General features: G+C 73.8%; 11 protein-coding genes. 5 read left to right on the forward strand and 6 right to left on the reverse strand.

All coding sequences use genetic code 11. From position 1 onward, the window contains the following. The first annotated feature begins 10 nt into the window (after nt 1-10). Genes ABZS58_RS38175 through ABZS58_RS38185 form a run of 3 tightly spaced genes read left to right on the forward strand, consistent with a single transcriptional unit; the run spans nt 11 to nt 4923 of the window. A complete protein-coding gene (locus ABZS58_RS38175; protein ID WP_354788354.1) occupies nt 11-2470 on the forward strand; it encodes an FtsX-like permease family protein in 2460 nt (819 codons plus the stop codon). A gap of 9 nt (nt 2471-2479) precedes the next feature. Continuing rightward, complete coding sequence (locus tag ABZS58_RS38180) at nt 2480-4255, forward strand: sensor histidine kinase (protein ID WP_354788355.1); 1776 nt, start codon at nt 2480-2482, stop codon at nt 4253-4255. Then, complete coding sequence (locus tag ABZS58_RS38185) at nt 4240-4923, forward strand: response regulator transcription factor (RefSeq protein WP_354788357.1); 684 nt, start codon at nt 4240-4242, stop codon at nt 4921-4923. Before ABZS58_RS38180 ends, ABZS58_RS38185 begins: the two co-directional genes overlap by 16 nt. Before the next feature lie 275 nt (nt 4924-5198). Here ABZS58_RS38185 and ABZS58_RS38190 read toward each other — a convergent pair whose 3' ends face one another. Further along, a complete protein-coding gene (locus ABZS58_RS38190; RefSeq protein ID WP_354788359.1) occupies nt 5199-6293 on the reverse strand; it encodes a ricin-type beta-trefoil lectin domain protein in 1095 nt (364 codons plus the stop codon). Between the two features lie 405 nt (nt 6294-6698). Between ABZS58_RS38190 and ABZS58_RS38195 the strand changes: the two genes are divergently transcribed. Further along, nucleotides 6699-10265, forward strand: a complete 3567-nt coding sequence (locus tag ABZS58_RS38195) for a choice-of-anchor D domain-containing protein (protein ID WP_354788360.1) — start codon at nt 6699-6701, stop codon at nt 10263-10265. A 104-nt stretch (nt 10266-10369) separates the two neighbouring features. Continuing rightward, nucleotides 10370-10621, forward strand: coding sequence for a hypothetical protein (locus ABZS58_RS38200; RefSeq protein WP_344504607.1), 252 nt, complete (start codon nt 10370-10372; stop codon nt 10619-10621). A gap of 181 nt (nt 10622-10802) precedes the next feature. Here ABZS58_RS38200 and ABZS58_RS38205 read toward each other — a convergent pair whose 3' ends face one another. From ABZS58_RS38205 to ABZS58_RS38225, 5 genes are read right to left on the reverse strand one after another with little or no spacing between them, the layout of a single operon-like run. Beyond that, nucleotides 10803-12800, reverse strand: coding sequence for a hypothetical protein (locus ABZS58_RS38205; protein WP_354788363.1), 1998 nt, complete (start codon nt 12798-12800; stop codon nt 10803-10805). After that, nucleotides 12797-16825, reverse strand: a complete 4029-nt coding sequence (locus ABZS58_RS38210) for a DUF5682 family protein (protein ID WP_354788365.1) — start codon at nt 16823-16825, stop codon at nt 12797-12799. The genes ABZS58_RS38205 and ABZS58_RS38210 overlap by 4 nt, the downstream gene beginning before the upstream one ends. Further along, nucleotides 16809-17978, reverse strand: coding sequence for an AAA family ATPase (locus ABZS58_RS38215; RefSeq protein WP_354788366.1), 1170 nt, complete (start codon nt 17976-17978; stop codon nt 16809-16811). The genes ABZS58_RS38210 and ABZS58_RS38215 overlap by 17 nt, the downstream gene beginning before the upstream one ends. Beyond that, on the reverse strand, nt 17975-22765 hold the full coding sequence (locus tag ABZS58_RS38220) for a hypothetical protein (RefSeq protein ID WP_354788367.1): 4791 nt from the start codon (nt 22763-22765) through the stop codon (nt 17975-17977). The genes ABZS58_RS38215 and ABZS58_RS38220 overlap by 4 nt, the downstream gene beginning before the upstream one ends. Next, complete coding sequence (locus tag ABZS58_RS38225; protein ID WP_354788369.1) at nt 22762-23649, reverse strand: DUF4132 domain-containing protein; 888 nt, start codon at nt 23647-23649, stop codon at nt 22762-22764. The genes ABZS58_RS38220 and ABZS58_RS38225 overlap by 4 nt, the downstream gene beginning before the upstream one ends. Nucleotides 23650-23720: the final 71 nt, after the last annotated feature.

Below are 23720 nucleotides of genomic sequence, written 5' to 3' on the forward strand. Positions count from 1 at the left end.
CGTGCCGACCGTGCTCGCCATCGTGCTCGCCGTCGGGTTCGTCGCCGGCATCATGATCTTCGGGGACACGACCCGCGCCGCGCTGCTCGACGACTACGCACGGGCCGCCCGCAACGTCGACCTCGTCGTCACCGCCACCGGCGGCACGCGGTTGCCACTGTCCACAGTGGATGATATCGGCCGCGTGGCCGGCGTCGCCGCCGTCGAGGGGCGCATGACCGAGCAGGCACCGCTCATCGACCGCGCGGGCCGCCTCGTCACCGAGTTCGGCGTCCCCGGCCACGCCGTCGACGTCGGCGACAGCGCCGACCTGCGCCCGTTCGACCTGCGCGCCGGCGAGCTGCCGCACAGGGAGGACGATGTGGCGCTCGACGCCCGCAGCGTCCGGCGGACCGGCTACCTGATCGGCGACACGATCGCGCTGGTCGGCGCCGACGAGCAGCGCCACGAGTTCCGGCTCGTCGGCGTCGTCGACATCGCCGGTGTGGACGGCGGCAACACGTCCACGGCCGTGCTGACCCGCCCGGCGCTCGTCCGGCTCACCGGCGCCACCGGCTTCCGCGAGGTCGTCGCGACCGTCGCCCGCGGTGCCGCACCTGCCGACGTGCGGTCCCACGTGACGGCGCCCGGCAAGGTCCGCACCGGCGACGAGCTGCGGCACGACCTGGCCCGCGAGGCGTTCGGGCAGATCGACGGCCTGCTCATCGGCCTGCAGCTCTTCGCCGTGGTCGCTGTGCTGGTCGCGGCGCTCGTCATCGCGAACACGTTCAACATCCTGCTCGCCCAGCGGATGCGGGAGACGGCGCTGCTGCGATGCGTCGGCGCCACCCGCGCCCAGGTGTTCCGGCGGGTCGTCGTCGAGGCGGCAGCCGTCGGTCTCACCGGCGCGACGCTCGGGATCGGCGTCGGCCTGGGGATCGGCGTCGGCCTGTCCCGTGGCGCCGCACTGCCCGGCATCGGTCTGCCCAGTGGCAGGCTCGTCATCGGGATTTCGCCGGTACTGGTGGCGCTGCTCCTCGGTGCCGTGCTGACGGTCGTGTCGGCGCTGGTGCCTGCCGTCCGGGCGACGCGGGTGCCGCCGATCGCCGCGCTGCGCATCGTCCCGTTCGGTCGCGGCGGCAGCCGGCGCGCCAGGGTCGTGCTCGTCGCGTCCGCGGCGCTGCTCACCCTCGTCGGGGCCGCGCTGACCACGGCCGGGCTGCGGACCAGCGACCCGCAGACCGCGATGGTGATCGTCATGGCCGGCGGCACGAGCGTGTTCCTCGCGGTGCTGCTGCTGTCACCGCTGTACATCGGCCAACTCGTCTCGGCGGTCGGCTGGCTGCCGGCCCGGCTCGCCGGTGCGCCGGTCCGCCTGGCCGTCGCCAACGCCCGGCGCAATCCGGGCCGCACCGCTGCGACGACGGCCGCGCTGCTCGTCGGCGTGGCGTTGATGGCCGGCGGCAGCACCATCGCCGCGACCGTCAACCGCACCGCCGAGGCGCAGCTCGACAAGGCGTTCCCGATCGACTATCTCCTCACCCCGGCGGTCACCGGCGGAGACAGGGCTGCTGCCGTCCCGGCGTCGGTGACGGCCGGGCTGCGCGCCGACCCCACGTTCGGGCTCGTCGCGGCGGTCAGGCAGGACACCGCGAAGACCCCCCGCGGGAAGCTGCTCGTGGGGACCATCGACGAGGCGGCGATCGGCACGGCGTACCGTCCTGCGGTCACCACCGGGCGGCTGGCCGACCTGAGACCGGGCACCGCCGTCGTGTCCAGCGGCTCCGACGTCCTCGTCGGCCTGCGCGCCGGCGACCAGGTCCAGCTGGCCGGCGCGGGCGGTCACGCAGTCACATTGACGGTCGCGGCGACGGTCCAGAGCGCCACGCTCGTCGGTGACGTCGTGGTCACCGACACCGACTTCAGGACGCTGTTTCCGGCCGCCGCAGGGGATTCGCTCGTCATGCTCCGCGCCGCCGAGGGTGTGCCCGCGGCGACGGCACGCGACCGGCTCGACGCCGCCCTTGCGGCGCACCCGCTCGTCGAGGTCGGCGATCTCGCCGAGTTCCGCGACGAACGCAACGCCGCGATCGACCAGATCGTCGCCGTGATCGCCGTGCTGCTCGCGCTGGCGCTGATCATCGCGCTCGTCGGCATCGCCAACACGCTGTCGCTGTCCGTGCTCGAACGCACGAGGGAGTCCGCGTTGCTGCGGGCGCTCGGCCTGACCCGCGGGCAGCTGCGCGCGACGCTGCTCGCCGAGGCGTTACTCATGGCGGCGGCCGGTGCGGTCGTCGGCGTCGTGTTCGGCCTCGTGTACGGATGGCTGACCGCCGCCGCGGCGTTCGGTGACGTCGACACCCTCGTCGCGATCCCGGTCGGGCAACTGGGGGCGTTCGTCGGGCTCGCGGCACTGGCGGGGACACTCGCCGCAGTGCTGCCGTCACGCAGAGCGGCAAACGTCGCGGTCGTCGTCGCGCTGGCCGAGTGAAGACCTATCGTGGACGACGTGTGGAACGGCGAACACCTCCGGCGCATCAGGACCTGGCTGTTCGATGGGGGCATCGCGGGATCCGTGCTGTATGTGACGCTGATGGAGCGCCGGCTTCAGCCCGCCCTCGTCGCGATCGGCCTCGTCATGGCGACCGCGATGCTGGCCCGCCGCCGCTATCCGCTGACCGTCGCCTGCATCGTGTATACGGCCGCCCCGTTGCACCTGCTGTTCGACGACGCGATGCGCGTCTATGACGTCGCCGTGCTGATCTCGATGTTCGCCGTCGTCAAGTACCGGCCCGAGCTGTTCTGGGGCATCCTCGCCGGTGTCGGCGCGGGCTGCGGTGCGGTGATCGGCGCCGCCGTCGAGGCCCGGCGGAGCGACAACTTCGGCACCGTCGCCTGGGTCGTCGGCGCGCTGACCATCGCCGTGTGGTTCTCCGCGTACGGGGTGAGGACCCGGCAGCTGTACGTGGCGAGCCTCGAGGAACGGGCCGCCACCCTCGAACGCGAACGCGACCACCTGGCCCGCCTCGCGGCCGCCGACGAGCGCGCCGCCATCGCCCGTGAGCTGCACGACGTCGTCGCGCACAGCCTGAGCGTGATGATCGTCCAGGCGGACGGCGCCGGGTACACCCTCGACCCGTCGGCCTCGGGTGCCCGTCAGGCGCTCGACACCATCGCCGCCACGGGGCGTGACGCGCTCGAGGACATGCGTCGTGTCGTGAGCGTCCTGCGCGGGGCGTCGCCCGGGGCGGGCGCGGCGTCGAGGCGGCGGGTCGGCCTGGCGGAGCTCGACAGACTCGTCGAGCGGGCCGGCCTGCGGGTCGACCTCCAGACGATCGGCACCCCGGCGGGGTTGAGCGTGGCGGAGGAGCTGACCGCCTACCGGATCGTCCAGGAGTCGCTCACCAACACGCTCCGGCACGCGGGCCCAGACGCCAAGGTGAGCTTGCGGCTGGAGTACACGCCCGGGCACGTCGCGATCGAGGCCACCGACGACGGCGCGGGCCGCCCCACGGTCCCGAGCCCTACGCCGGGCGGCCACGGCCTGATCGGCATGCGGGAGCGGGTCGCCCTGCACGGCGGCAAGGTGACGGCAGGGCCCCGGTTCGACGGAGGCTGGACCGTCACCGCCACGATCCCCAGAACACCCCCGCCGCCATCACCGCTCACACCGCCGCCTCGGACATCGACCGCCCTGGCCGCCGGGCACGGCGACGGGGAGATCACAAGCGGCAATGCCACGGAGCCGCGCCGTGGGGACGGTGTCGCGAGCGCTGACGGCGTGTACATCGCCGGCAGCGTGGGCGTGCACGACGGCACGGACCTGCGGGATCGGCCGGGACAGGACGCCGGCCGGGCCGCCGGGCCGGCGACCGGCGACGGTGCGGACCTGCGTGCCGAAAACGGGTCCGCGGAAAACGCCGCGGACCTGCGTAGCAGAAGTGTCGTCGCGGGCCGCGACGGCGGGGATGCGTGCGGCGGCAGTGGGGTGCGCGTTGGGGGCAAGGTCGTGGGCGGCGACGATGGAGACGTGTGTGGCACGAGTGGAGTCGCGGGCGGCGACGGTGGGGATGTGCGCGGCGGGGCGGGGCGAGTGATCGGCCGGGACGGCGGGCCGGTCGGATGGTTGGGTGGTGGGGTAGCGGGGCGTGGTGGGGACGTGCGTGGCACGAGCGGAGTCGCGGGCCGCGACGGTGGAGCGGGGCGTGGTGGGGAGCGGGTCGCGGCGGGGAGCTTGGTCGGGGGAGTGGGAGGTGGGCGGTGGGAAGCCCGGTGATCCGGGTCGTGATCGTCGACGACCAGGAGCTGATCGTGGCCGGGTTCCGGATGGTGCTGTCCGCGCAGGACGACATGGTGGTCGTGGGGGAGGCAGGGGACGGGGCGGAGGCGTTGCGGCTGCTGCGCCGGGTTGAGGCCGACGTGGTGGTGATGGACATCCGGATGCCGGTGATGGACGGGATCGCGGCGACCGAGGCGTTGTGTGCGCGGGCGGGTGGGCCGCGGGTGCTGATGCTGACGACGTTCGACACCGATGAGGACGCGTTCGCGGCGTTGCAGGCGGGGGCGAGCGGGTTCCAGTTGAAGAACGCACCGCCGGGGGACCTGCTGGCGGCGATCCGGGCGGTGGCGGGCGGGGAGGCGATGGTGGCGCCGCGGGCGACGAGGAGTCTGCTGGATCGGTTCGCGGGGAAGTTCGTGACGGCGCCGCCGGTCGTCGACGATCCGGATGCGATGCGGCGGCTGGCCAGTCTGACGGAGCGGGAGCGGCAGGTGCTGCTGCTCGTCGCGGAAGGACTGTCCAATGTGGAGATCGGGGAGCGGCTCAATGTGGCGGAGACGACGGTGAAGACGCATGTGGGGCGGGTGCTGCTGAAGCTGGAGGTGCGTGACCGGGTGCAGGCGGTCGTGTTCGCGTATCAGTTCGGTCTGATCCGCACGGACTGAGCCGGCGCCGTCCGTCCGGACGGGTGGCGCACCGGCCAGGCGTGGCACCGTCCGGACGAAGCGGCACGGCGTCCGGGTGGTGCCGGCAGGACCGAGCGGCGCCGCGTCCGGGTGGTGCTGGCAGGACCGAGCGGCGCGGCGTCCGGGTGGTGCCGGCAGGACCGAGCGGCGCGGTGCTGACCTGCACCGGAAGAACCGGGCGGTGGACCGCGGACGCACCAGGGTGGGTGCGTGCCGCGGAAACGGTACGCACCCACCCCGGGGCCGGTGAGCTCCTACGGCCGGGCGGACCAGCGCTGGGCGCCGGTGCCGTTGCAGGTCCAGAGCTGGACCTTGGTGCCGTTGGCGGTGCCTGAGGCGTTCACGTCGACGCACTTGCCGGAGCCGGTGCCGGTGATGGAGCCGTTGGCGTTGAAGGTGAACTTCTGGGCGTTGGTGCCGTTGCAGTCCCAGATCTGGATCTTCGTGCCGTCGGCGGTGCCGTTGCCGTTCACGTCGAGGCAGCGGTTGCCGTACACGCGGATCTCATTGGCGGCGGTGCGGGTCCATTTCTGGTTGGTGCCGTTGTGGCAGTCCCAGATGTGGACCTGGGCGCCGGCGGTGGTGCTGGCGCCGGAGACGTCCATGCAGCGGTTCGACTGCGGGTTGACCAGCGAGACGGCGGTGCCGACCGGTGGGATGGTGGGGGTGAGGCTGCCGGGCACGGACTGCAGTGCGGTGTACCAGCGGGCCGCCATCTTGTCGTAGCCGGTGGCGTTGGGGTGGACACCGTCGGCGAGGTCGGCGGTGGTGATCGCGGAGTGCATGTCGACCAGGTGCGTGAGCGGGCCCTTCGAGGCGACGATGCCCGGCAGCGCCGCGTTGTAGGCCTGGACGCGGGCCTCCTGCGTCGCGTTGGTCTCCGGGGTGATCTGGGCGACGAAGAGCTCGACCGACGGCGCGTTCGCCCGGATCTTGTCGATGAGGGCAGACAGGCGGGCGGGCGCGTTGGCGACGTCGTAGTTCTGGTTCATGTCGTTCGTGCCGATGTGCAGCAGGATGGTGCGCGGTGAGGTCGCGGCCAGCCAGCCGACGATGTTGGCGTCCAGCTGGTCGATGCGCCAGCCGGAGTGGCCCTCGTGGTCGTGGTCGGGCAGCGACGCGGGGCCGTTGAACCCGGAGCCGACGAAGTCCACGGTGTAGCCGCCGGCGGCGAGCCGCTGCCACAGGTTGATCCGGTAGCCGCCGGGCACGTTGTACCCGTCGGTGATCGAGTCGCCGAGCGGCATGACCCGCACGCCACCGTTGGACTCGGCCAGGGCCGGCGCGGCGGGGGCCGCGAGAAGGCCGAGCCCGAGCGCCAGGGCGGCGACAAAAGCTGAGCGTCGCATGGAGAAGGGTCCTTTCGTCTGCGCCGTCCGAGGGCGGTCCGTGAAAAACACGGCAGGGACGGTCGCATCGAGTCTTGGCGATGCTCATGGAGGCGGGGACCCCACCGGCCGAGCGGAGCGCCGAGCGGTTGCGCACGAACGGTGAGCGGAAGCGTGCACAAAGACAAGGCAGGAAGTGTCGGTGCCTTGCAAGAACAAGTTCAAAATCAGCAAAGATGAGTCTGGATATTGCGCACCCGTGTCAGTGGAGTTACGGTCCCTCTTGCACCGCACCGCCAACCGGTGTAGAAAAACCCACCCCCGCCGTTCGAACGTCACCTCCACCGCCGACCAGCCCGACACCGCCAACTCGCGGCCGGCCGGTTGATGCTTGCGCGGCACGGCCCCGTCGAAAGCGAGCAACACATGTTCCGGTCCATCCGAGGTGTCGGGCGGAAGGGGCGCTTCGCAGCCCTGACCGCGGGCACCACGCTGGCTGCCGCGGGCGTCGTCGTCGGTATGACGATGTCGCCGGCGCTGGCGGCCGCGACCGGCGGCGTCGGTGCGACGCTGCCCTACGTCGAGGTGCAGGCGGAGAACGCCGCCACCAACGGCACCGTCATCGGCCCGAGCGCCGCCTACAACACCCTCGCCGGTGAGGCGTCCTACCGCAAAGCCGTCACGCTGCAGGGCAGCGGCAAGTACGTCGAGTTCACCTCGCCGGCGGCGACCAACTCGATGGTGTTCCGCTACAGCATCCCGGACACCAGCAACGGGTCCGTCTACACGGCGCCGATCTCGCTCTACATCAACGGGGTCCGGTCCAACAACTTCACGCTGACCAACGCGTACAGCCACTTCTACAGCAGCTACCCGTTCAGCAACCAGCCGGGCAGCAACCACCACCACTTCTACGACGAGGTCAACCGGCTCTTCCCGCAGACCTACCCGGCGGGCACCAAGTTCCGCCTGCAGGTCGACTCGGACTCGACCGCGTCGTCGTACACGATCGACCTCGCGGACTTCGAGAACGTCGCCGGGCCGCTGTCGCAGCCGGCCGGCTCCGTGTCGATCACCAGCAAGGGCGCGGACCCGAACGGCGTCAACGACTCGACCTCCGCGATGAACCAGGCGATCGCCTCCGCGGGCGCGGGCGGCACGGTCTGGATCCCGCCGGGCACGTTCAAGATCCAGGGTCACATCGCGGTCAACAACATCACGATCAAGGGTGCCGGCATGTGGCACTCGAAGACGACCGGTGACCGGATCGGGTTCTACGGCAACTACGCGCCGACGCCCAGCTCCAACGTGCACCTGTCGGACTTCTCGATCTTCGGCAACGTCCAGGAGCGCAACGACGCCGACCAGGTCAACGGCATCGGCGGCGCGATGAGCAACTCCACCGTCACCCGGGTGTGGATCGAGCACACCAAGGTCGGCGCCTGGATGGACGGGCCGTTCACGAACCTCGTGTTCGACCAGATGCGGCTGCGCAACTACAACGCCGACGCGATCAACTTCCACAACGGCGTGACGAACTCGAAGGTCACCAACAGCCACGTCCGCAACCCCGGCGACGACGGCCTGGCCATGTGGGCCGAGCAGAACGCCGACGTGAACAACTCGTTCGACCACAACACGGTCGAGCTGCCGATCCTCGCCAACGGCATCGCGATCTACGGCGGCCACGACAACTTCGTGACCGACAACAAGGTCATCGACTCGGGCCTCAGCCAGGGTGGCGGCATCCACGTCGGGCAGCGCTTCGCCTCGACCCCGCTCGGCCGCACCGACGTGCTGCGCAACACGATCATCCGGTCCGGCAACCTCGACCCGAACTGGCAGTTCGGCGTCGGCGCGCTGTGGTTCGACGCCCGCGACGGTGTCATGAACGGCCTGACCAACGTCGACAACATCCTGATCCAGCAGAGCCCGTACGAGGCGATCCAGTTCGTCTCGGGCTCGCAGATCAACAACGTGAAGATCAACAACGCGACGATCCAGAACACCGGCACGTTCGTGGTGCAGCTCCAGGTCGCCGGCGCGGCGACGATCACCAACAGCACCGCGACCGGCACGCAGGCCTCCGCGCCGATCTACAGCTGCGGCGTCGGCTTCAACCTCACCGACGGCGGCGGCAACTCGGGCATCTTCGGCGCGACCGGCTGCACGATGCCGGTGCCGACGTTCCCGCCGTACCTGCCGGACAACGGCTCCAACATCAGCGTCAGCCCGAACGCGCTCGGCTTCGGCTCGGTCGCGACCGGCGGTACCAGCGCCGCACAGGCCGTCACGGTCACCAACAGCGGCACCGCGTCGGCCCCGGTCGGCACGATCGCCGTCAGCGGTGACTTCCAGCAGAGCAACACCTGCGGCAGCAGCATCGCCGCCGGCGCGTCCTGCTCGGTCAGCGTCACGTTCCGCCCGACGGCCGCCGGCACCCGCACCGGCAACCTGAGCGTCACCGCGGCCGGCGTCACCAGCACCGTCCCGCTGTCCGGCACGGGCGTCGCGCCCGGACCGGTCATCAACGCCAGCCCGGCATCGCTGTCCTTCGCCGGCACCGTCGTGGGCGCCTCCGCGCCGACGCAGACGGTCACGCTGACGAACTCCGGCACCACGGCCGCAACCGTCTCCGGGGTCACCGCCGGCGGCGACTTCAGCCAGACCAACACCTGCGGCTCCCTGGCCGTCGGCGCGTCCTGCATCGTCACGGTGAAGTTCACGCCCACCACCTCGGGTGCCCGCACCGGCACGCTCACCGTCGCCAGCAACGCCAACAACAGCCCGGCCACGGTCGCGCTGTCCGGCACCGGCGTCGGCACCAACACCAACATCGCGCTGAACAAGCCCGCCACCGCCAGCAGCCAGGTCAACGGCACGCAGGCGGCGACCACGGCCACCGACGGCAACGCCGCCACCTACTGGGAGAGCAACAACAACGCCTTCCCGCAGTGGGTCCAGGTCGACCTGGGCGCGGCCAGCAGCATCGGCAAGGTCACCCTGAAGCTCCCGCCGGACACCGCGTGGGCGACCCGCCAGCAGACGCTGTCGGTGCAGGGCAGCACGGACGGCTCGAACTTCAGCACGCTGGTCGGCTCCGGCGCGCAGACGTTCAACCCGGCCACCGGCAACACGGTCGACCTGACCTTCGCGGCCGCCAACGCCCGGTACGTCCGCGTCAACATCACCGCGAACACCGGCTGGCCGGCCGGCCAGATCGCCGAGCTGGAGGTCTATCCGAGCGGCGGCACCACGCCGAACGTGGCCGTCCTCAGCGCCAACCCGACGGGCCTCACCTACGCCTCGCAGGCGCTGAACACCACCAGCGGCTCGCAGGCGGTCACGATCACCAACACGGGCACCGCCGCCGCGACCGTCTCGGGCGTCTCCGTCACCGGCGACTACCAGCAGACGAACAACTGCACCTCGATCGCGGTCGGTGCGTCCTGCGCGGTCAACGTGACCTTCCGCCCCACCGCGTCCGGCACCCGGACCGGCACGCTCACGGTCACCAGCAACGCGCAGAACAGCCCGACGACGGTCTCGCTGACCGGCACCGGCGCGGGCGGCACCACGCCCACCAACCTCGCCGCCGGCAAGCCCACCAGCGAGTCCAGCCACGTCCAGGTGTACGGCTCGGGCAACGTCACCGACGGTGACCAGAACTCCTACTGGGAGAGCAACAACAACGCCTTCCCGCAGTGGGTCCAGGTCGACCTCGGCTCCGCGCAGAGCATCAGCAAGGTGGTCCTGCAGCTGCCCACCTCCTGGGGCGCCCGCAACCAGACCGTCCAGGTCGTCGGCAGCACCAACGGCTCGAGCTGGTCGACGCTGAAGGACACGGCGTCGTACTCGTTCACCGGCGGCGCCGGCAACACCGTCACGATCACGTTCACGGCGCAGACCCAGCGCTACGTCCGGCTGAACATCACGGCCAACTCCGGCTGGCCGGCGGGGCAGATCTCGACCGTCCAGGTCTGGAACATCTGACCCTGAGCATGGCACGGGGTGCCGCCGGTCTTGCGGACCGGCGGCACCCTCCTTTCGTTTCTGCGGCTTTTGTACTGGCGCCGCCGTCGCTTACAGTGCGGGGCATGAGGCTCGTCCCGGTCGTGGAGATGGCGACGTCACAGGCCACGTATCTCAACCTGGACCACGCGACGCTGGTCGCGCCGGTGCACCTGGACACGAAGGCCCGCATGCTGCGCCGCGACCAGGAGACGTGGGCGGTCACGTTCGTGGTCACCGTGGGTGACACGGCGACGGTCTACGCGACCCGCCGCTCGTTCGCCGCCGAACAGGACGCCCTCGCCTGGATCGCCGCCGTCACCGACGTCGTGCGCTGACGCCCTCCGTCGCGCGGCTTCTTGCTGTCGGGTCCTGTCGTGCGGCGCCTCTGCTGTCGTGCGGCGCTGGTTCGTCACGTCGTGTCGCGTGGCGCGGGCGTGGCGCGTGGCGCCCGGCGCCGGTCCGCCGGGCCGGGTCCGGTCGCCGCGACGGTGGGCATGCCGCGGCGACCGGCCCGGGTCAGGCCGGGACGGCCGGGAGCCAGGTCGCCTCGGCGGCGGCGCGGGTCGCGGCGTCCGTGTAGACCGCCGTGGCCAGCCACGCCCTGGCGAACGCGCTGCCGTCGTCGCCGGCGAGCCGCCCGAACGCGTCCCGGGGCCGGGTGCACGCGGCCTCCGTCAACCGGTCGAGCAGCGCCGCGCCCGTGTCGAGCCTGGCCCGCCGCAGCCGAGTGGCGTCGGACGGTCCCCTCCCGGCCGCGAACGTGTGCACGGTCCTCCCCCCGGACACCGTCCGCTCCACCTGCGCGGCGATCAGCCGCAGGACAGGATCACCGTTTCCGTCCGCGGCAGAGGTACGGCCGGCGCCACCCTCCCTCGCGAGCGGCACGTCCTGCGGGAGGTGGCTGCTGTGGAGCCGGTCGAACGCCAGGTCGACGTGACCGCTCTGCGCCGCCGGCAGGTGCCACCCGGCGCCGTCCACCGGCGCGACCGCGAGGGGGAACACCGTGCCCCGGCGCGCCGGATCGGGCCGCGCGACCACCCGCAGCTCCAGCCCCGTCGCCCGGCCGAGCAGCCGCAGGTTGTCCCGGTACGCCAGCGCCGGCGCGTCGTCGGCCACCCGCAACGTCAGCGGGACACCTCCGGTGGCCGTGGCGTGGATCGCGTCGCCGTCGGTGCCGTCGACGCGGACCGTCAGGAAGGTCAGATCGTCGCCGGCCCGCCGGTCCGTCACCGGCAGGGCGAGAGCCTCGAACGCGCGGTGCACCTGCTCGCCGAGCGGCACCGCCCACAGCCCGGCCAGGGGCTCCTCGTCCCAGCCGCACCCGCGCGCGGTGACCGCCCGCACCGACTTCCCGGCGCCGAGCTGCCTGGTCGCGGACGCCGTCGCCCCCGACACCACGAGACCCGCCCTGGTCAGTGCCCGGTGACTGAGCGCTGTCTCGCCGAGCGCGACGGTCGCGTTGCCCGCCTTCGCGGCCCGTTTCGCGTCGCCGGGCATCAGATCCGCGATCATCCACAGCCCGCCGTCGCGGTCCACGACATAGGTGACGACGCCCGCATACCCGGAGTCGGCGAGCACCGCCGTCGTGCACAGGCCGTGCAACCGGAGGCTCCCTTGCAGCTGGTACGACCGGCGAGCCGCCCCCAGCAGCCCTTCCGCCACCGATCCGGCGTCGCGGAGCCGCTGCAGCACCCCGATGAGCTCCTGCAGGGCGGCGGTCAGGTCACCGAGCCGGAAGTCGGGGTCCCCGGTGCGGGCGGCCTGCAGCATCGCGGCGACGACCCGCGCGGCGGCTGCCGGCCGGTACACCTTGCACGCCTGACCCTCGTGCGCCGCCCGCAGCAACGCGGTCCGCGCCACGGTCCCGGACCCGGTGACGCCCGCGCCGAGCACGTCGACCGCCGCCCGCCACAGGTGCTCGACCGCCGCCCGCTGCTGCACCGTCAACACCTCGACGGCCTCCTCCACCGCCGGCAGGTCGGCGACGGCCTGGCTCGCCGCGGGCCGCCCGCCGGCGGGAGCCGCTTCGTCGCCGGCCGGTGCCCCGTCGCCCTGCGGCAGCGCGCGGGCCGCGTCCTCCGGCCCCGTGGTGTCCTCCGGCGCGACGGCGTCCCTCGGGTGCGGGTCGTCGCCGCGCGCCGGCGCCTCCTCGCCGCGCGCCGGCGCCGCTTCGCCGGGTGCGGGGAACGCTTCGGCGGGTGCCGGCTCCTCGCCCGAGTGCGCGGGGGCGAGGGCCAGGACCGCGGCGCGGTGCAGGCAGTTCGGCGCGAGCAGGCAGGTGCACGTCGCCGCGTCCGCCTCGCGGACCACCCCGCCGTCGGTGACGAGGGTGACGGTGGTCGTGTCGTCGACCGCGACGGTGAACCGCCCGTCCGCCCCGGTCACCGGCAGCGCCGCAAACCGGGTCACCGCCTCGTCGACCTTCCTGCGCAGCCGCGCCGGCAAGGCCTCGACGGCCGCGACGAGGACCGTGTCCGCCACCGGCGGCAGCCCGGCGTGTGCGGAAGTGCTCATGGACGCACCTTCTCCCCGACCCAGCGGGCCAGCTCCAGGGGGCTCAGCGCGGCGACCGGCATGCCGCACGCGACGAGCTGCGACGCCACCGACACCGAATACCTCGGGCGACCCCCGTCGTCGAGGCTGGCGCAGCCCAGCACGGTCGCCCCCGACTCGACCAGGGCACGGGTCTCCCCGAGGAGGCCGCCGAGCGGGTACCCCTCCTCGAAGTCGCTGACGACGACGACCAGGGTCCGCGACGGGACGGTCACCAGCGACCGCGCGTGCCGCAGCCCCGCCGCGATGTGGGTGCCGCCGCCGACCTTGACCTCGAGCAGCAGCCCGAGGGGATCGCTGACCCGGTCGGTGAGGTCGACCACCTCGGTCGAGAACGCCACGAAATGGGTCGTCAACGCCGGGACGCCGGCGAGGATCGCCCCGGTCAGAGCCGACCAGATGACCGACGCCTCCATCGACCCGGACACGTCGACGACGAGGACGAGCCGCCAGTCGACGCCGCGCCTCGCCTTGGTGCGGAACACGGGGCGCTCGGGGATGACCCGGACCCTGCCTTCCTCGTCGCGGCGGGTCGTGGCGAGGTTGGCCCGCAGCGTCCGCGGCAGGTCGAGCGGCCCACCGGGACGCCGGGTCGGCCGTGGTGTCGTGATCCCCGCGAGGGCCGGCCGCAGCCGCGCCGCCAGCTGCCGGGTGAGCTCCTCGACGATCCGCGCGACGAGCGGCCGCAGCCGCGCGACGGCCGACTCGGGCATCGCACCGGCGAGGGACAGCACCGTCTGCAGCAGCTCCACCGACGGGGTGACCGCGTCGGGGTCCAGCAGCAGCACCGCCTCACGCCGCCCCGACTCCGCGGCGCGGGCCAGGACCTCCTCGCGGATGCCGGGCCCGAACAGCGCCGACAGTTCCTCGGCCCACTCGCGGACACCGGGGAACGGCGCCTCCCGCCCCGCCCTCCCGGCCGCGTCGGCCCGCGAGCCTTCGCCGGTCCCGGCCCCATACAGCTCGTCGAGCGCGGTGGCGTACCTCGCCGCCCCGGGACCGAGATCCTCGGACCGCCGCCCGAGCAGCAGCCGCCATCTGTCCACAGTGGACAACGTGCGCCCCTCGTCCCGTGCCGGACCGCCGTCCCGCGGGCCTCCGGCAGGCGCCGAGGGTCCGCCGACGGCGGCAGGCTCGCCGTCCACCGCGGGTCCGCCCGGCGCGGCGGCTCCGGTCCGCATCGCAAGCTCGTCCGCCGCCGCGGTGGTCTCCCCACTCGTCGGCGGTACGTGAGGCGATGCGGGCCCGCCGACCGGCGCGGCCGACACTGCGTCGGCCGGGGCCTGGGGTGACGCGGGACTGTCGGACGGCGCGGCCGGCACTGCGTCGGTCGGGGGCTGGGGTGACGCGGGACTGTCGGACGGCGCGGTCGGCTCCGCGTCGGCCGGCACTGCGTCGGTCGGGGCCTGGGGCGATGCGGGTCCGGCAGACGGCGCGGTCGCCTGTGCCGCGGGCGCGGTGGCAGCCGGCGGCGCGAGCCCGTACGCCGTGAGGGCCGCGGCGCCCGCCCGGTCGGCGAGGAGCCGTGCCAGCAGATCCTCCGCGGACGCGTCGGCGATGTCGCGGGCGGAGACCGTGTCGCCGAGGCGTTGCTCGACGACGGCGAGGAGCCGGTCCCGCGCGGCCGGGCTGACCGCCTGGAAGCCGCCGCGCAGGGCGGGCAGCCGGGACAGGAAGTCGGCGTCGGGCAGGGTCTCGACCCGGTCGAGGAGGCCGTCGATGATCTCGTCGCCGGCCTGCAGGAGCGGCTCGGCGGCGGTGAGCAGCCCGCGGAGCCGCCCGAGCAGCCGTCGTCGGCCCTCGTCGGTCCGTGCGCCGTCGACCCATGACGCCAGCCTCGTGCCGAGCGCCGACGGCTCGGTCAGCCCCAGCATCACCTGCACCGCACCCGCCGCCGCCGACATGACCGGCGATCCTTCGGCGGCGAGCCGGTCGACGGCGCCGGCGAGCCGGAGCCCGACCCCTGCCGCGTCGGCGCGTTGCGCGAGGGCGACGAGTGCCCGCACGTCGTCGACGGACTCGGAGCCGGTGAGCCCGTCGACCTGCCGGACCGCGGCCGACTCCAGCGACTCGATCACCGGTCCGAGGTCGCCGAGCGGCCCGGCCGGCATGCCGGGGACGTGCCCGCGGTCGAGCCGGTCGACGAGCGCGAGGGCCGCCATCAGCTCGTCCAGGCTCGCGGCGGCCGGGACCTCCGCGGCGACCTCCGCGACCCGCTCCCGGGTCAGCGCGACCAGCCCGCACCCGGCGGCCACGGCGAGCCCGTCGATGAGCTGCGCCGACGTGGGGCCGTTGTCGTCCTGCTCGGCGCGACGGCGCTGCCGCAGCGTGCCCTCGGCCGCCTGGGCCAGGGTCACCCCGCGGATGCCGGCGAGCTCCAGCATCGCCTCGGTGCCCGGCACCCACTGCACCGTCCACCGCGTGGTGAGCGCGTCGGCACCACCGGCACCCTCGACGGTCATGCGTTCGCCGTACGGCACGCGGCACACCTCGAGCCGCCGCAGCGCGACCTCCCGCCGCCGGTCGAGGTCGGAGCGCAGCGAGTCGAGCCGCATGTCGCGCGCCTTCTCGCCGGCGCCCGGCAGGCGGAGCTCGCCGACGAGCGCCTCGACCGCGGGCCGCAGCCCGGACCGCGGCGTCCCCGGCGCGAGCACGCCGCGCTCCTGCCCGACGAGCACCTGCTCCATCGCCGTCGCGACGACCCGCCCCCGGCCGAGGACCTCACCGTGGGCGATGACGCTCTGCAACGCCTCCACGATCTCGCCCCGGCCTGGCGCGGGCAGGGCCCGCAGCCGCGCGAGGTCCGACGCGAGCCGGAACGCCTCCCGCGCCTCCGCCGGCCCCGTCGGATGCCCGGCGGCACGGACCCGCGCACAGACGTCGACGATCGCGGTGAGCGCGGCCCGCTCCACGTCGGCCGGCCGTCCTCCGGCGGCGACGACCGCCTGCTGCCAGCGCGGGTCCCGGATCCCGGCCGGATAGCCGGATCTGGCGTCGAGCAACGAGAACGCATACGGCACCAGCGACGTCACCACCTCCGCCGCCTTCCCGCCCCGCTGCGGTGCCGGGTCGGTGGCGGGCTTGTCGACGTCGAGCAGCGCCCACGCGTGGAACGACCCGACGACCGCCGCGACCCGCCGCCCTTCGAGCGCCGCGAGCTGCCGTCGCATCCACGCCTCCCGCCGCAGGTCGAGCGCCGTGACATCGCCGCCGGTGTCGTGCCGCATCGCCCATCCGACGAGCAGTGCGGCCCGTCGGACCGCCTCAGGCGCCGCACCCGGGGACCGCGCCTCGACGACCCGGTCCCACATGTCCTCGTCAGGCCGCCCGCTGGCCCCCCGCCGCAACGCGTCGCCCAGTAGCCGCACCCCCTCCGGCGCCGCGCTCCCCGCCGCCCCCGCCCCGCCGGTGCCGGCCGGATCAGGAGTGGACGTGCCGGGAGTGGACGTCCCCGCAGCGGATCCGTCGTGAGCGGGCCCGCTGAGCGTGGGTGTGTCCGAGGAGGGGCCGTCCAGGGCGGGGACCTCCGGCGACGCGTGGTCGTGGGGGAGGTCGTCGTGCCAGGCGCGGTCGGCGAGGGGAAGGTCGCACGGGATGACCTCGACGCCGTTGCGCGCCGCCCACCGCACCGCGACGAGCTCCGGGGAGAAGTCCGCGAACGGGTAGAACGCCGCGTTGCCGTGCGGGCCGGCCACCCCCGCGAGGGCGACCGGTGCCGTGGTGGCCGGGTCGGCGAGCCACGGCAGCCAGTCGGCGAACTCGGCCGGGAGCTCCAGCAGCAGCACCTCCGGCCGGGCCGCGTCGAGCAGGTCGTCCATCACCGCGGACAGGGCAGGCGAGTGGTGCCGCACCCCGATGAGGTGCGGCGCCGTCGACCCGGCCAGTGCCCGCAGCGCTCCGTCCGGACCCGCCTCGGGAAGCCCACCCGAACCCGTCTCGGGAAGCCCGCCCGGACCCCTGCCCACCGCGTCAGGAGCTGAGGACATCGCGGAGCTCCCACAGCTGGGTCCACAGCCGGGACCCCTCCTCGGCGCGGCGGCGGACGGCGCCGTCCCAGTAGCCGAGGAGCTTCGCGCCGTCGGCCGGGTCGTCCTTGCAGACGACGCCCTGGAGGTGGGCGGGGAGGAGGGACAGGACGTCGCGGTCGCCGGGGAAATACGCGGCGGCGAGGCCGAGGGAGGCGGCGACGGCGACCGCCTCGGCGGTGCTCATCACGGTGGAGGGGCGCTCCACCTCCCAGCCCTCCACGGACCGCCCGGCCCGCAGGTCGCGGAACGCGGTGACCAGGGCCTCGAGGACCGCCTCGTCGACGCCGAAGGGCGTGCGCACCCGGTCGAGGGCGGCCTTCGCCTGGCGGCCGACGAGCGCGGTCTCCGCGGCCAGGTCGGGGATGGGCCCGACGGTCTCGAAGTTGAAGCGGCGCTTGAGGGCGGCCGACATCTCCGAGACGCCGCGGTCGCGGAGGTTGGCGGTGGCGATGAGGGTGAAGCCGGGCGCCGCGTGGATGGTGGCGCCGGCGGTGCCGGACAGCTCCGGCACCGCGATCCGCCGGTCGGACAGGATGGAGACCATCGCGTCCTGCACTTCGGGCAGGCAGCGGGTGATCTCCTCGACGCGGGCCACGGCGCCGGAGCGCATCGCGGTCAGCACCGGTGAGGGGACGAGGGCCTCGGGGGAGGGGCCGCCGGCGAGCAGGAGCGCGTAGTTCCACCCGTAGCGCAGCTGGTCCTCGGTGGTGCCCGCGGTGCCCTGCACGACCAGCTCGCTGGTCCCGCAGACCGCCGCGGACAGCAGCTCCGAGAGCATCGACTTGGCGGTGCCGGGCTCGCCGACGAGCAGCAGCCCGCGCTCGCCGGCGAGGGTGACGACGCAGCGCTCGACGAGGGCCCGGTCGCCGACGAACTTCCGGGTGATGGCCAGCTTCGTGGGCAGGTCGCCGGCGCGGGCGCCCTTGGGCAGGGTGAGCTCCTTGTCGTCGCTGCCGACGATGAACGTCACCACGGCCCGCGGGGTCAGCCGCCAGCCGGGCGGCCGGGCGCCGTCGTCGTGCGCGGCCAGGAACGCGAGCTCCGCCGCGTGCGCGTGCTCGGCGGGGTCGACCTGCCGCACGGGGGCGGGGGTTTCCAGCGTGGTGCTCATCGACGGCCCTTCGTGGTGAGTTCTTCGAAGCGGGGGTGGTCGCCGCCGGTGACCCTGGCCCAGGCCACGGTGAACAGCGCCGGCGCGGGGGCGACGGGGATGACGGCGCCGAGGCCGGTCACGTTGTCGCCGTCGCGGATGAACAGCGGCAGCTTCCACCGCTCGAACGGCAGGTGCGGGCTGGACATCGCGACCCAGCCGCCGGGCAGGAACAGGGTCCGCCCGGCCCGCGGCCGCTTCGCCTCCACGACCAGGTCGGTGGCGGCGAGCTCGGCGCGGGCCTTCTTCAGCCGCGCCGGCTTCCAGCCCGTCCAGGCCGCGGCGTTGCGGTCGGTCGGGTCGGGCAGGGCGAGCAGCTGCAGATACAGCGTGGCCGCGTCGGCGCTGAGGCCGTGCCGCTCGGCGACGTCGGCGACGAGGCCGGGCGCGGAGCGGGACGGGTCGTGCTCCTCGTCGGCGCCGTCCGTGGACGCGGCCGCCTCGACCCACGCGTCGAGCTGCCCGCTGAGGATCGCCCGCATCGCCACGACGAAGCGCGGCGAGCTGTCGAGCGCGGTGAGCAGCGCGGTGAGCAGCGGGTCGTCGGGCCCGGCGAGCCGCGCGGGGCGGAGCATGACCAGGGGCCAGTGCCGGTCGTGGACGAGCTTGTAGAGGCCGGCGTCCTGGGTGGTCCCCTCGGTGGTGACGGGTAGCCCGATCTTGCCGATGAACTCGGTCAGGTTCTCCTCATACAACGTGCCGATCTGCAGCTCCAGCGCCGGGTCGGCGAGCCGCCGCCGGACGAGCTCGAGCACCCCGGGCAGGTTGACGCGCAGCGGGTGCCCGGCCGGCAGCCGCCGCACCAGCCACGGGATCGTGCGGGTGACCGCCATCATCAGGTCGGCGCCGCCGACGCCCTCGTCGTGGCCGTGCAGCCAGCGGCACGTCTCGGGGTTGGCGAGGCCGTGCACGAACGCCGAGGCGCGGATGCCGGCGGTGACGCGGGCCTTGCGCACGTCGACGATCAGCTCGTCGGCGAGGGGGGTCCTCGCGCCATACCGCTCCACGTGCCAGGCGCCGATCCGCTCGACCGACGGCCCGGTGGTCCACAGCTGCGCCGGGTCCTCGGACAGCATCGCCGCGGCGATGCCGCGCCGCTCCGAGCGGCTGAGCGAGTCGCGGTCGCTGACGGCGCCCTCGATCGCGTCGTCGGTCAGGGCCGGGTCGACCTGCCAGCTCTGGGGCCGCTCCTCCTGCCAGTGCTTGAACGTGATCGGCTCGGCGAGCAGCACCGCCGCGTCGGCGAGGGTGATCCCGGCCGCCGCCGACACCGCCGGGACGAGCTCGGGCCGCCACGGCAGCGGCCCCCGCTCGCGGGCGGCCCCGACGAACGCGGTGACCCGCGCGGTGTCCCAGCCACCCGGGTCCTGCACCTCGTGGCGGGTGATGGCGTGCCCGGCGACCGCGCCGAACGTGCCGCCCGGCGAATACTCGACCGCCTGGACCTCGCCGTCGGACGTGTCGACGCGCAGCACGACCAGCCGCCGCTCGCCCGCGGTGACGACGTCGCCGACCTTCGGCAGCGCGGCGAGGTCGTCGGCCTGCAGCCAGAGCCGCCGCAGCCGCCCGCCGGGTGCGAGCAGCCCCGACCCGGCGATGAGCTCGAGGAGACCGAGCAGGTGGGTGTGGTGCTCGGCGGAGATCATCGGTGACACGGCCCGGTGGACGGCCGCGGGCAGCTGCCCGACGACGGCGAACCAGTCGGGGTCGGCCTGGCCGGCGATCGGTGCGATCGGCCGCTGCGGCTCCAGCCCGACGAGGGCCGCGCCGACGTGGATGTACAGGTTGGCCGCGACGTGGCTGTAGTCGTAGCAGCTCGGGATGAGCCCGGACAGGGCCGCGTTGAGGATCCGGTCGTCGGGCAGGTGCCCGTCGGGGTCCTCCTGCACGCCCTGGCCCGCGATCGCCGCGGTGGCCGTGGTCAGCTCGACGAGCCGCGCCGTGGAACGGGCCGCCTGCTTGACGACGCCGGCGATCCCGGCGACGAGCGGCGCCGCGCCGACCTCGGGGAGCGCCTCGCCGACGAGCTTGCGCGCCGCGTCGCCGTCGATCTTGGCGTCGGGGCCGACGAGGTCGACGACGGCGGCGAGGAGCCGCACCGCCTGCTCGTCGGTGACGGCCCGCAGTGCCGCCGAGCCGGCCTCGTCACGGACCCGCAGATAGTGCCAGTAGGTCGGAGGGGGCATCATGCGGGTGCCCTCCCGGAACGGGTCCTGCTTCAGGTTGGTCTTGAGCGTGGCGATCTCCGTGCCGTCCTCGGCGCACAGGACGATCCGGTTGTCCCGCCACGACTCCTGATACACCAGACCGTAGACGGTGTCGGAGCCCGGGAAGCGGACCGCGCCGACCTGCCGGCCGTGCCGGCGACCCGCCTGCTCGAACTTCGCCGGCAGCGTGAACGTGCGGCCGTCGACGCCCGCGCCGATCTCCGCGCCGGCGGCGGTGGTGCGCACGCGCCAGCCGACGAGCCCGTCACGCTGCCCGAGCGGGCTGTCCGCGGCCTGCGGCGGTGCCGGCATCAGCCGAGACCGGGCGTGCTGCAGGGACTCGCCGTCGACGGCGCCGGCCTCGAAGAACGACGGCAGCGACGGCCGGCCGAGGGCGCCGGTGGCCGGGTCGTATTCGTGCCAGCGCCAGCTCTCGTCGGCGACCTGGGCGAGGGCCCAGTAGTGCTGGCCGTCGCCGCAGACCTGCGAGCGCTCCTGGGCGGACCGGTCACCGACGCGCAACGGCCGGCCACCGGCGGTGCGCCCGCCGCCCGGCAGGGCGAGCGACAGGTGGGTGTTGGCGGAGAACGCCTCGTCGGGGGTGGTGAACACGTCGTCGGCGGTGCCGCTCCAGTAGCCGCCGCGCTCCTCGCCCTTGTCCCAGCTGACGAGCAGTTGCCCGTCGACATAGCGCAGGACGGTGCTCCAGTCGTAGCGCCGCTGGTCGGCGGGGATCCGCAGCGTGTGCTCCAGCTCGACCCCGTCGGGGCCGACGACGGCGACCTGGTCGCCGGCGCGGACCAGCAGCTGCGGCCACTGCCGCTGCAGGCGGACCTTCGCGTCATAGGAGTCGTCGTCGGACTCGACGGCGCTGTCGCCGATCAGGGTCTCGACCGCGGCTTCCAGCGCCGGCCAGCCGAACTCGTCGAAGACCCCGGCGCGCAGCGTGGCGGCGAGGACCGGGCCGAGGTCGTGCTCGGTGATGCGGCGCACCGCCTCGGGGTTGACCGCGAGACCCTCGGGGCAGGCGACGAGCGCGAGCCGCTTGAGCTGGTCGTCGATGCCGGGCAGCCCCTGGCTGATGACGCTGTCGGCGAGCCGGTCCATCCACCAGTGCAGCGCCGTGCGCAGCCCCGGCACGGCGACGACCGCGGCGACGTCCTCGGGCGACACCTTGGTGCTGCGCCAGCCGGGGCGCAGGTGGTCCTCGATGCTGGCCGCGACGCGCGGCAGCAGGTCCGGGTGCGCGACGACGTGGACGAGGTCGCGGCGGCCCGGCTCGTCGTCCTTGAGCCACTGCTCGACGGCGCAGCGCGCGTTCGTCGCGACCTCCTCGAGGGGCACCCCGAGCTCCAGGCACAGGTCGACGACGTCGAGGTCGACGTAGTGACCGGAGATCAGCCCGACCGGGACGCCGTCGGCCTTGAGCCGCTCCGCCATCCGTGTCACCAGCGCGGACTGGGCCGCCAGCCGCTTGCGCCGCCAGCCGGAGCGGTGCCGGTCGAGGCGGGTCAGCCAGCCGGCGGGACCGTCGGTGGGCTCGGCCCCGGCGGGCACGGAGCCGGCCGGCCCGGTCAGCGCGTCGGTGGCGCCGGCCTCGTCGAGGATCTCCAGCCACGTCCCGTCGGGGCAGTTGCCGGGGAACATCGTCAGCAGCTGGCCGCGGACCGTGGGGTCCTGCCTGGCGATGGCGACCAGCGGTGCCCGATAGGCCGTCCAGAAGCCGCCGGGCGCGCGGACGACCGACGAGGCGGTGAGCAGCACCCGCAGCAGCGCCTCCTCCTCGTCGGCGCCGAGCTTCGCCGCCTTCGCCAGCCGGCGCAGGTCGGTGTGCATCGACGCATAGGGCGGCATCCCGCCGAGGGTCCGCTCCACGCACAGCCGCCGGAAGCGCTCATAGGCCGTCGCCGCGTCGGCGCGCGCCGCGAGGTCGCGGGCATACGCCGACAGCGCCTTCGCGGTCAGCGCGCCGGCGAGCGCGAACTCCAGGAAGACCGTGTGCTGCCGGTCCTCGTCGATCTTCAGCGCGAACGCCCGCTCGGCGTCGCGGGCCTTGCCGAACATCGACGCCGCATAGGTGGGGCTGTCGGCGGCGAGGAACGCCCGCGCGGCCTCCTCGTAGAACGTCGGCAGGAAGTGCGGCACCGACCGGGCGAGCCGGTCGCCGAGCTCCACGAACCCGTCGCGGGCCGGCCCGATCCGCGACTTCGCGATCCGCACGAGCCGCTCGATGTCCTTGACGAGCGCCAGGGCGTGGTGGCCGTTGGCGGGGTCGTTGACGAGCGCCCATGCGGGGAACCCGAGCGCCTGCTGCCGCACGACGCCGACCTCGGCCACGGTCTCGGGTGCGGTGAACCCGAGGAACTCCATGGTGAGGTCCTCGGCCGCGCCGAGGGTGCCCGGGACGAGGCGCACCACGGTGCGGTCGCCGAGGACCGGGTGCCGATAGGCCCGGGTGGTCAGTGTGTCGATCGTGTCCTGCGCCGCGCCCGCCCCGGAGGGCAGCACCGCACCCGCGTCCAACAGTGCTTCTACGCTCATGCCTGCTCCTCCTCCTTGGTCTCCTCGACGACCCGGCCGGCATAGAGTGCCGCCGCCATGCGCATGCCCTCGGACCAGGCGACCGGCCCGACCTCACCGAGCGGCACCGTCGTGCCGTCCTCCCGGACGAACACCAGGTCGCCGGTCTCGGTCCCGTAATAAGGATCGTCGGAGCCGACCCAGCTGCGGGCCTCGACGGTGCGGCCGCCCTCGAACACGCGGCAGATCGCGGAGCCGCCCTTCACCGGATAGCCCAGCGACGAGGAGCGCGCCGTCAGGTGCCGCAGCTCGGCGAACTTCCCGCCCGCATAGTCGGTGACCCTGGTCGCGGCCGGCTCGACGTCGGCGCCGCGCGTCCACGTCTGGCGGAACAGCTGGTCGACCGACTGCTTCACGCCCAGGTCGGCGGCGAACTCCCGCAGGTCGTCGAGGTCGGCCAGCTGCACCGGGTGGGGGATCGCGACGCGCGCCGCGGGCAGCCGGACCGTCTCGCCGTCGAGGTTGACGATGCCGATCGTGCCGCCGCCGTCACCGGACGCGTCGCGCAGGAAGCCGACCTCGTCGGGGTCCCACGAGCCGTCGCCGTCGAGGACGGCGACGACCAGGTCGGTCAGCGCGGCCCGCCACACCTCGTCGGCCCAGACACGCGCGAGGACCTCGGCGGGCACGGGGAGTGACCGGACCATCCACCGGTCGACCTGCTCGCGCACCTGCGCCTCGTGCCGGCCCAGCCACTCCTGCAGCTGCTTGAGCCCGAACACCACGGCGTCGTCCTTCAACGCCGGAGGCACGGACTTGAGCAGCTTGCCCTTGGCGTTGCGGCACGCTATGCGGCCGTCGGAAAGGGTGACCTCATAGCCACCGCCGGCGGTCAGCCACGTCATGCGATCCCTGCCTCATCGGGGTCGGACTTCCTTTGACCCCCGGCACGTTAGTCACTGGGTGCGACATTTTT

This window comes from Dactylosporangium sp. NPDC005555 (genome assembly GCF_040605635.1).
Lineage (GTDB): Bacteria > Actinomycetota > Actinomycetes > Mycobacteriales > Micromonosporaceae > Dactylosporangium.

Excerpts from the sequence above, each read along its gene's own strand:
- ABZS58_RS38190 (WP_354788359.1), bottom strand. The coding sequence starts at position 6,293 with ATGCGACGCTCAGCTTTTGTCGCCGCCCTGGCGCTCGGGCTCGGCCTT.
- ABZS58_RS38195 (WP_354788360.1), top strand. The coding sequence starts at position 6,699 with ATGTTCCGGTCCATCCGAGGTGTCGGGCGGAAGGGGCGCTTCGCAGCC.
- ABZS58_RS38200 (WP_344504607.1), top strand. The coding sequence starts at position 10,370 with ATGAGGCTCGTCCCGGTCGTGGAGATGGCGACGTCACAGGCCACGTAT.
- ABZS58_RS38205 (WP_354788363.1), bottom strand. The coding sequence starts at position 12,800 with ATGAGCACTTCCGCACACGCCGGGCTGCCGCCGGTGGCGGACACGGTC.
- ABZS58_RS38210 (WP_354788365.1), bottom strand. The coding sequence starts at position 16,825 with ATGTCCTCAGCTCCTGACGCGGTGGGCAGGGGTCCGGGCGGGCTTCCC.
- ABZS58_RS38215 (WP_354788366.1), bottom strand. The coding sequence starts at position 17,978 with ATGAGCACCACGCTGGAAACCCCCGCCCCCGTGCGGCAGGTCGACCCC.
- ABZS58_RS38220 (WP_354788367.1), bottom strand. The coding sequence starts at position 22,765 with ATGAGCGTAGAAGCACTGTTGGACGCGGGTGCGGTGCTGCCCTCCGGG.
- ABZS58_RS38225 (WP_354788369.1), bottom strand. The coding sequence starts at position 23,649 with ATGACGTGGCTGACCGCCGGCGGTGGCTATGAGGTCACCCTTTCCGAC.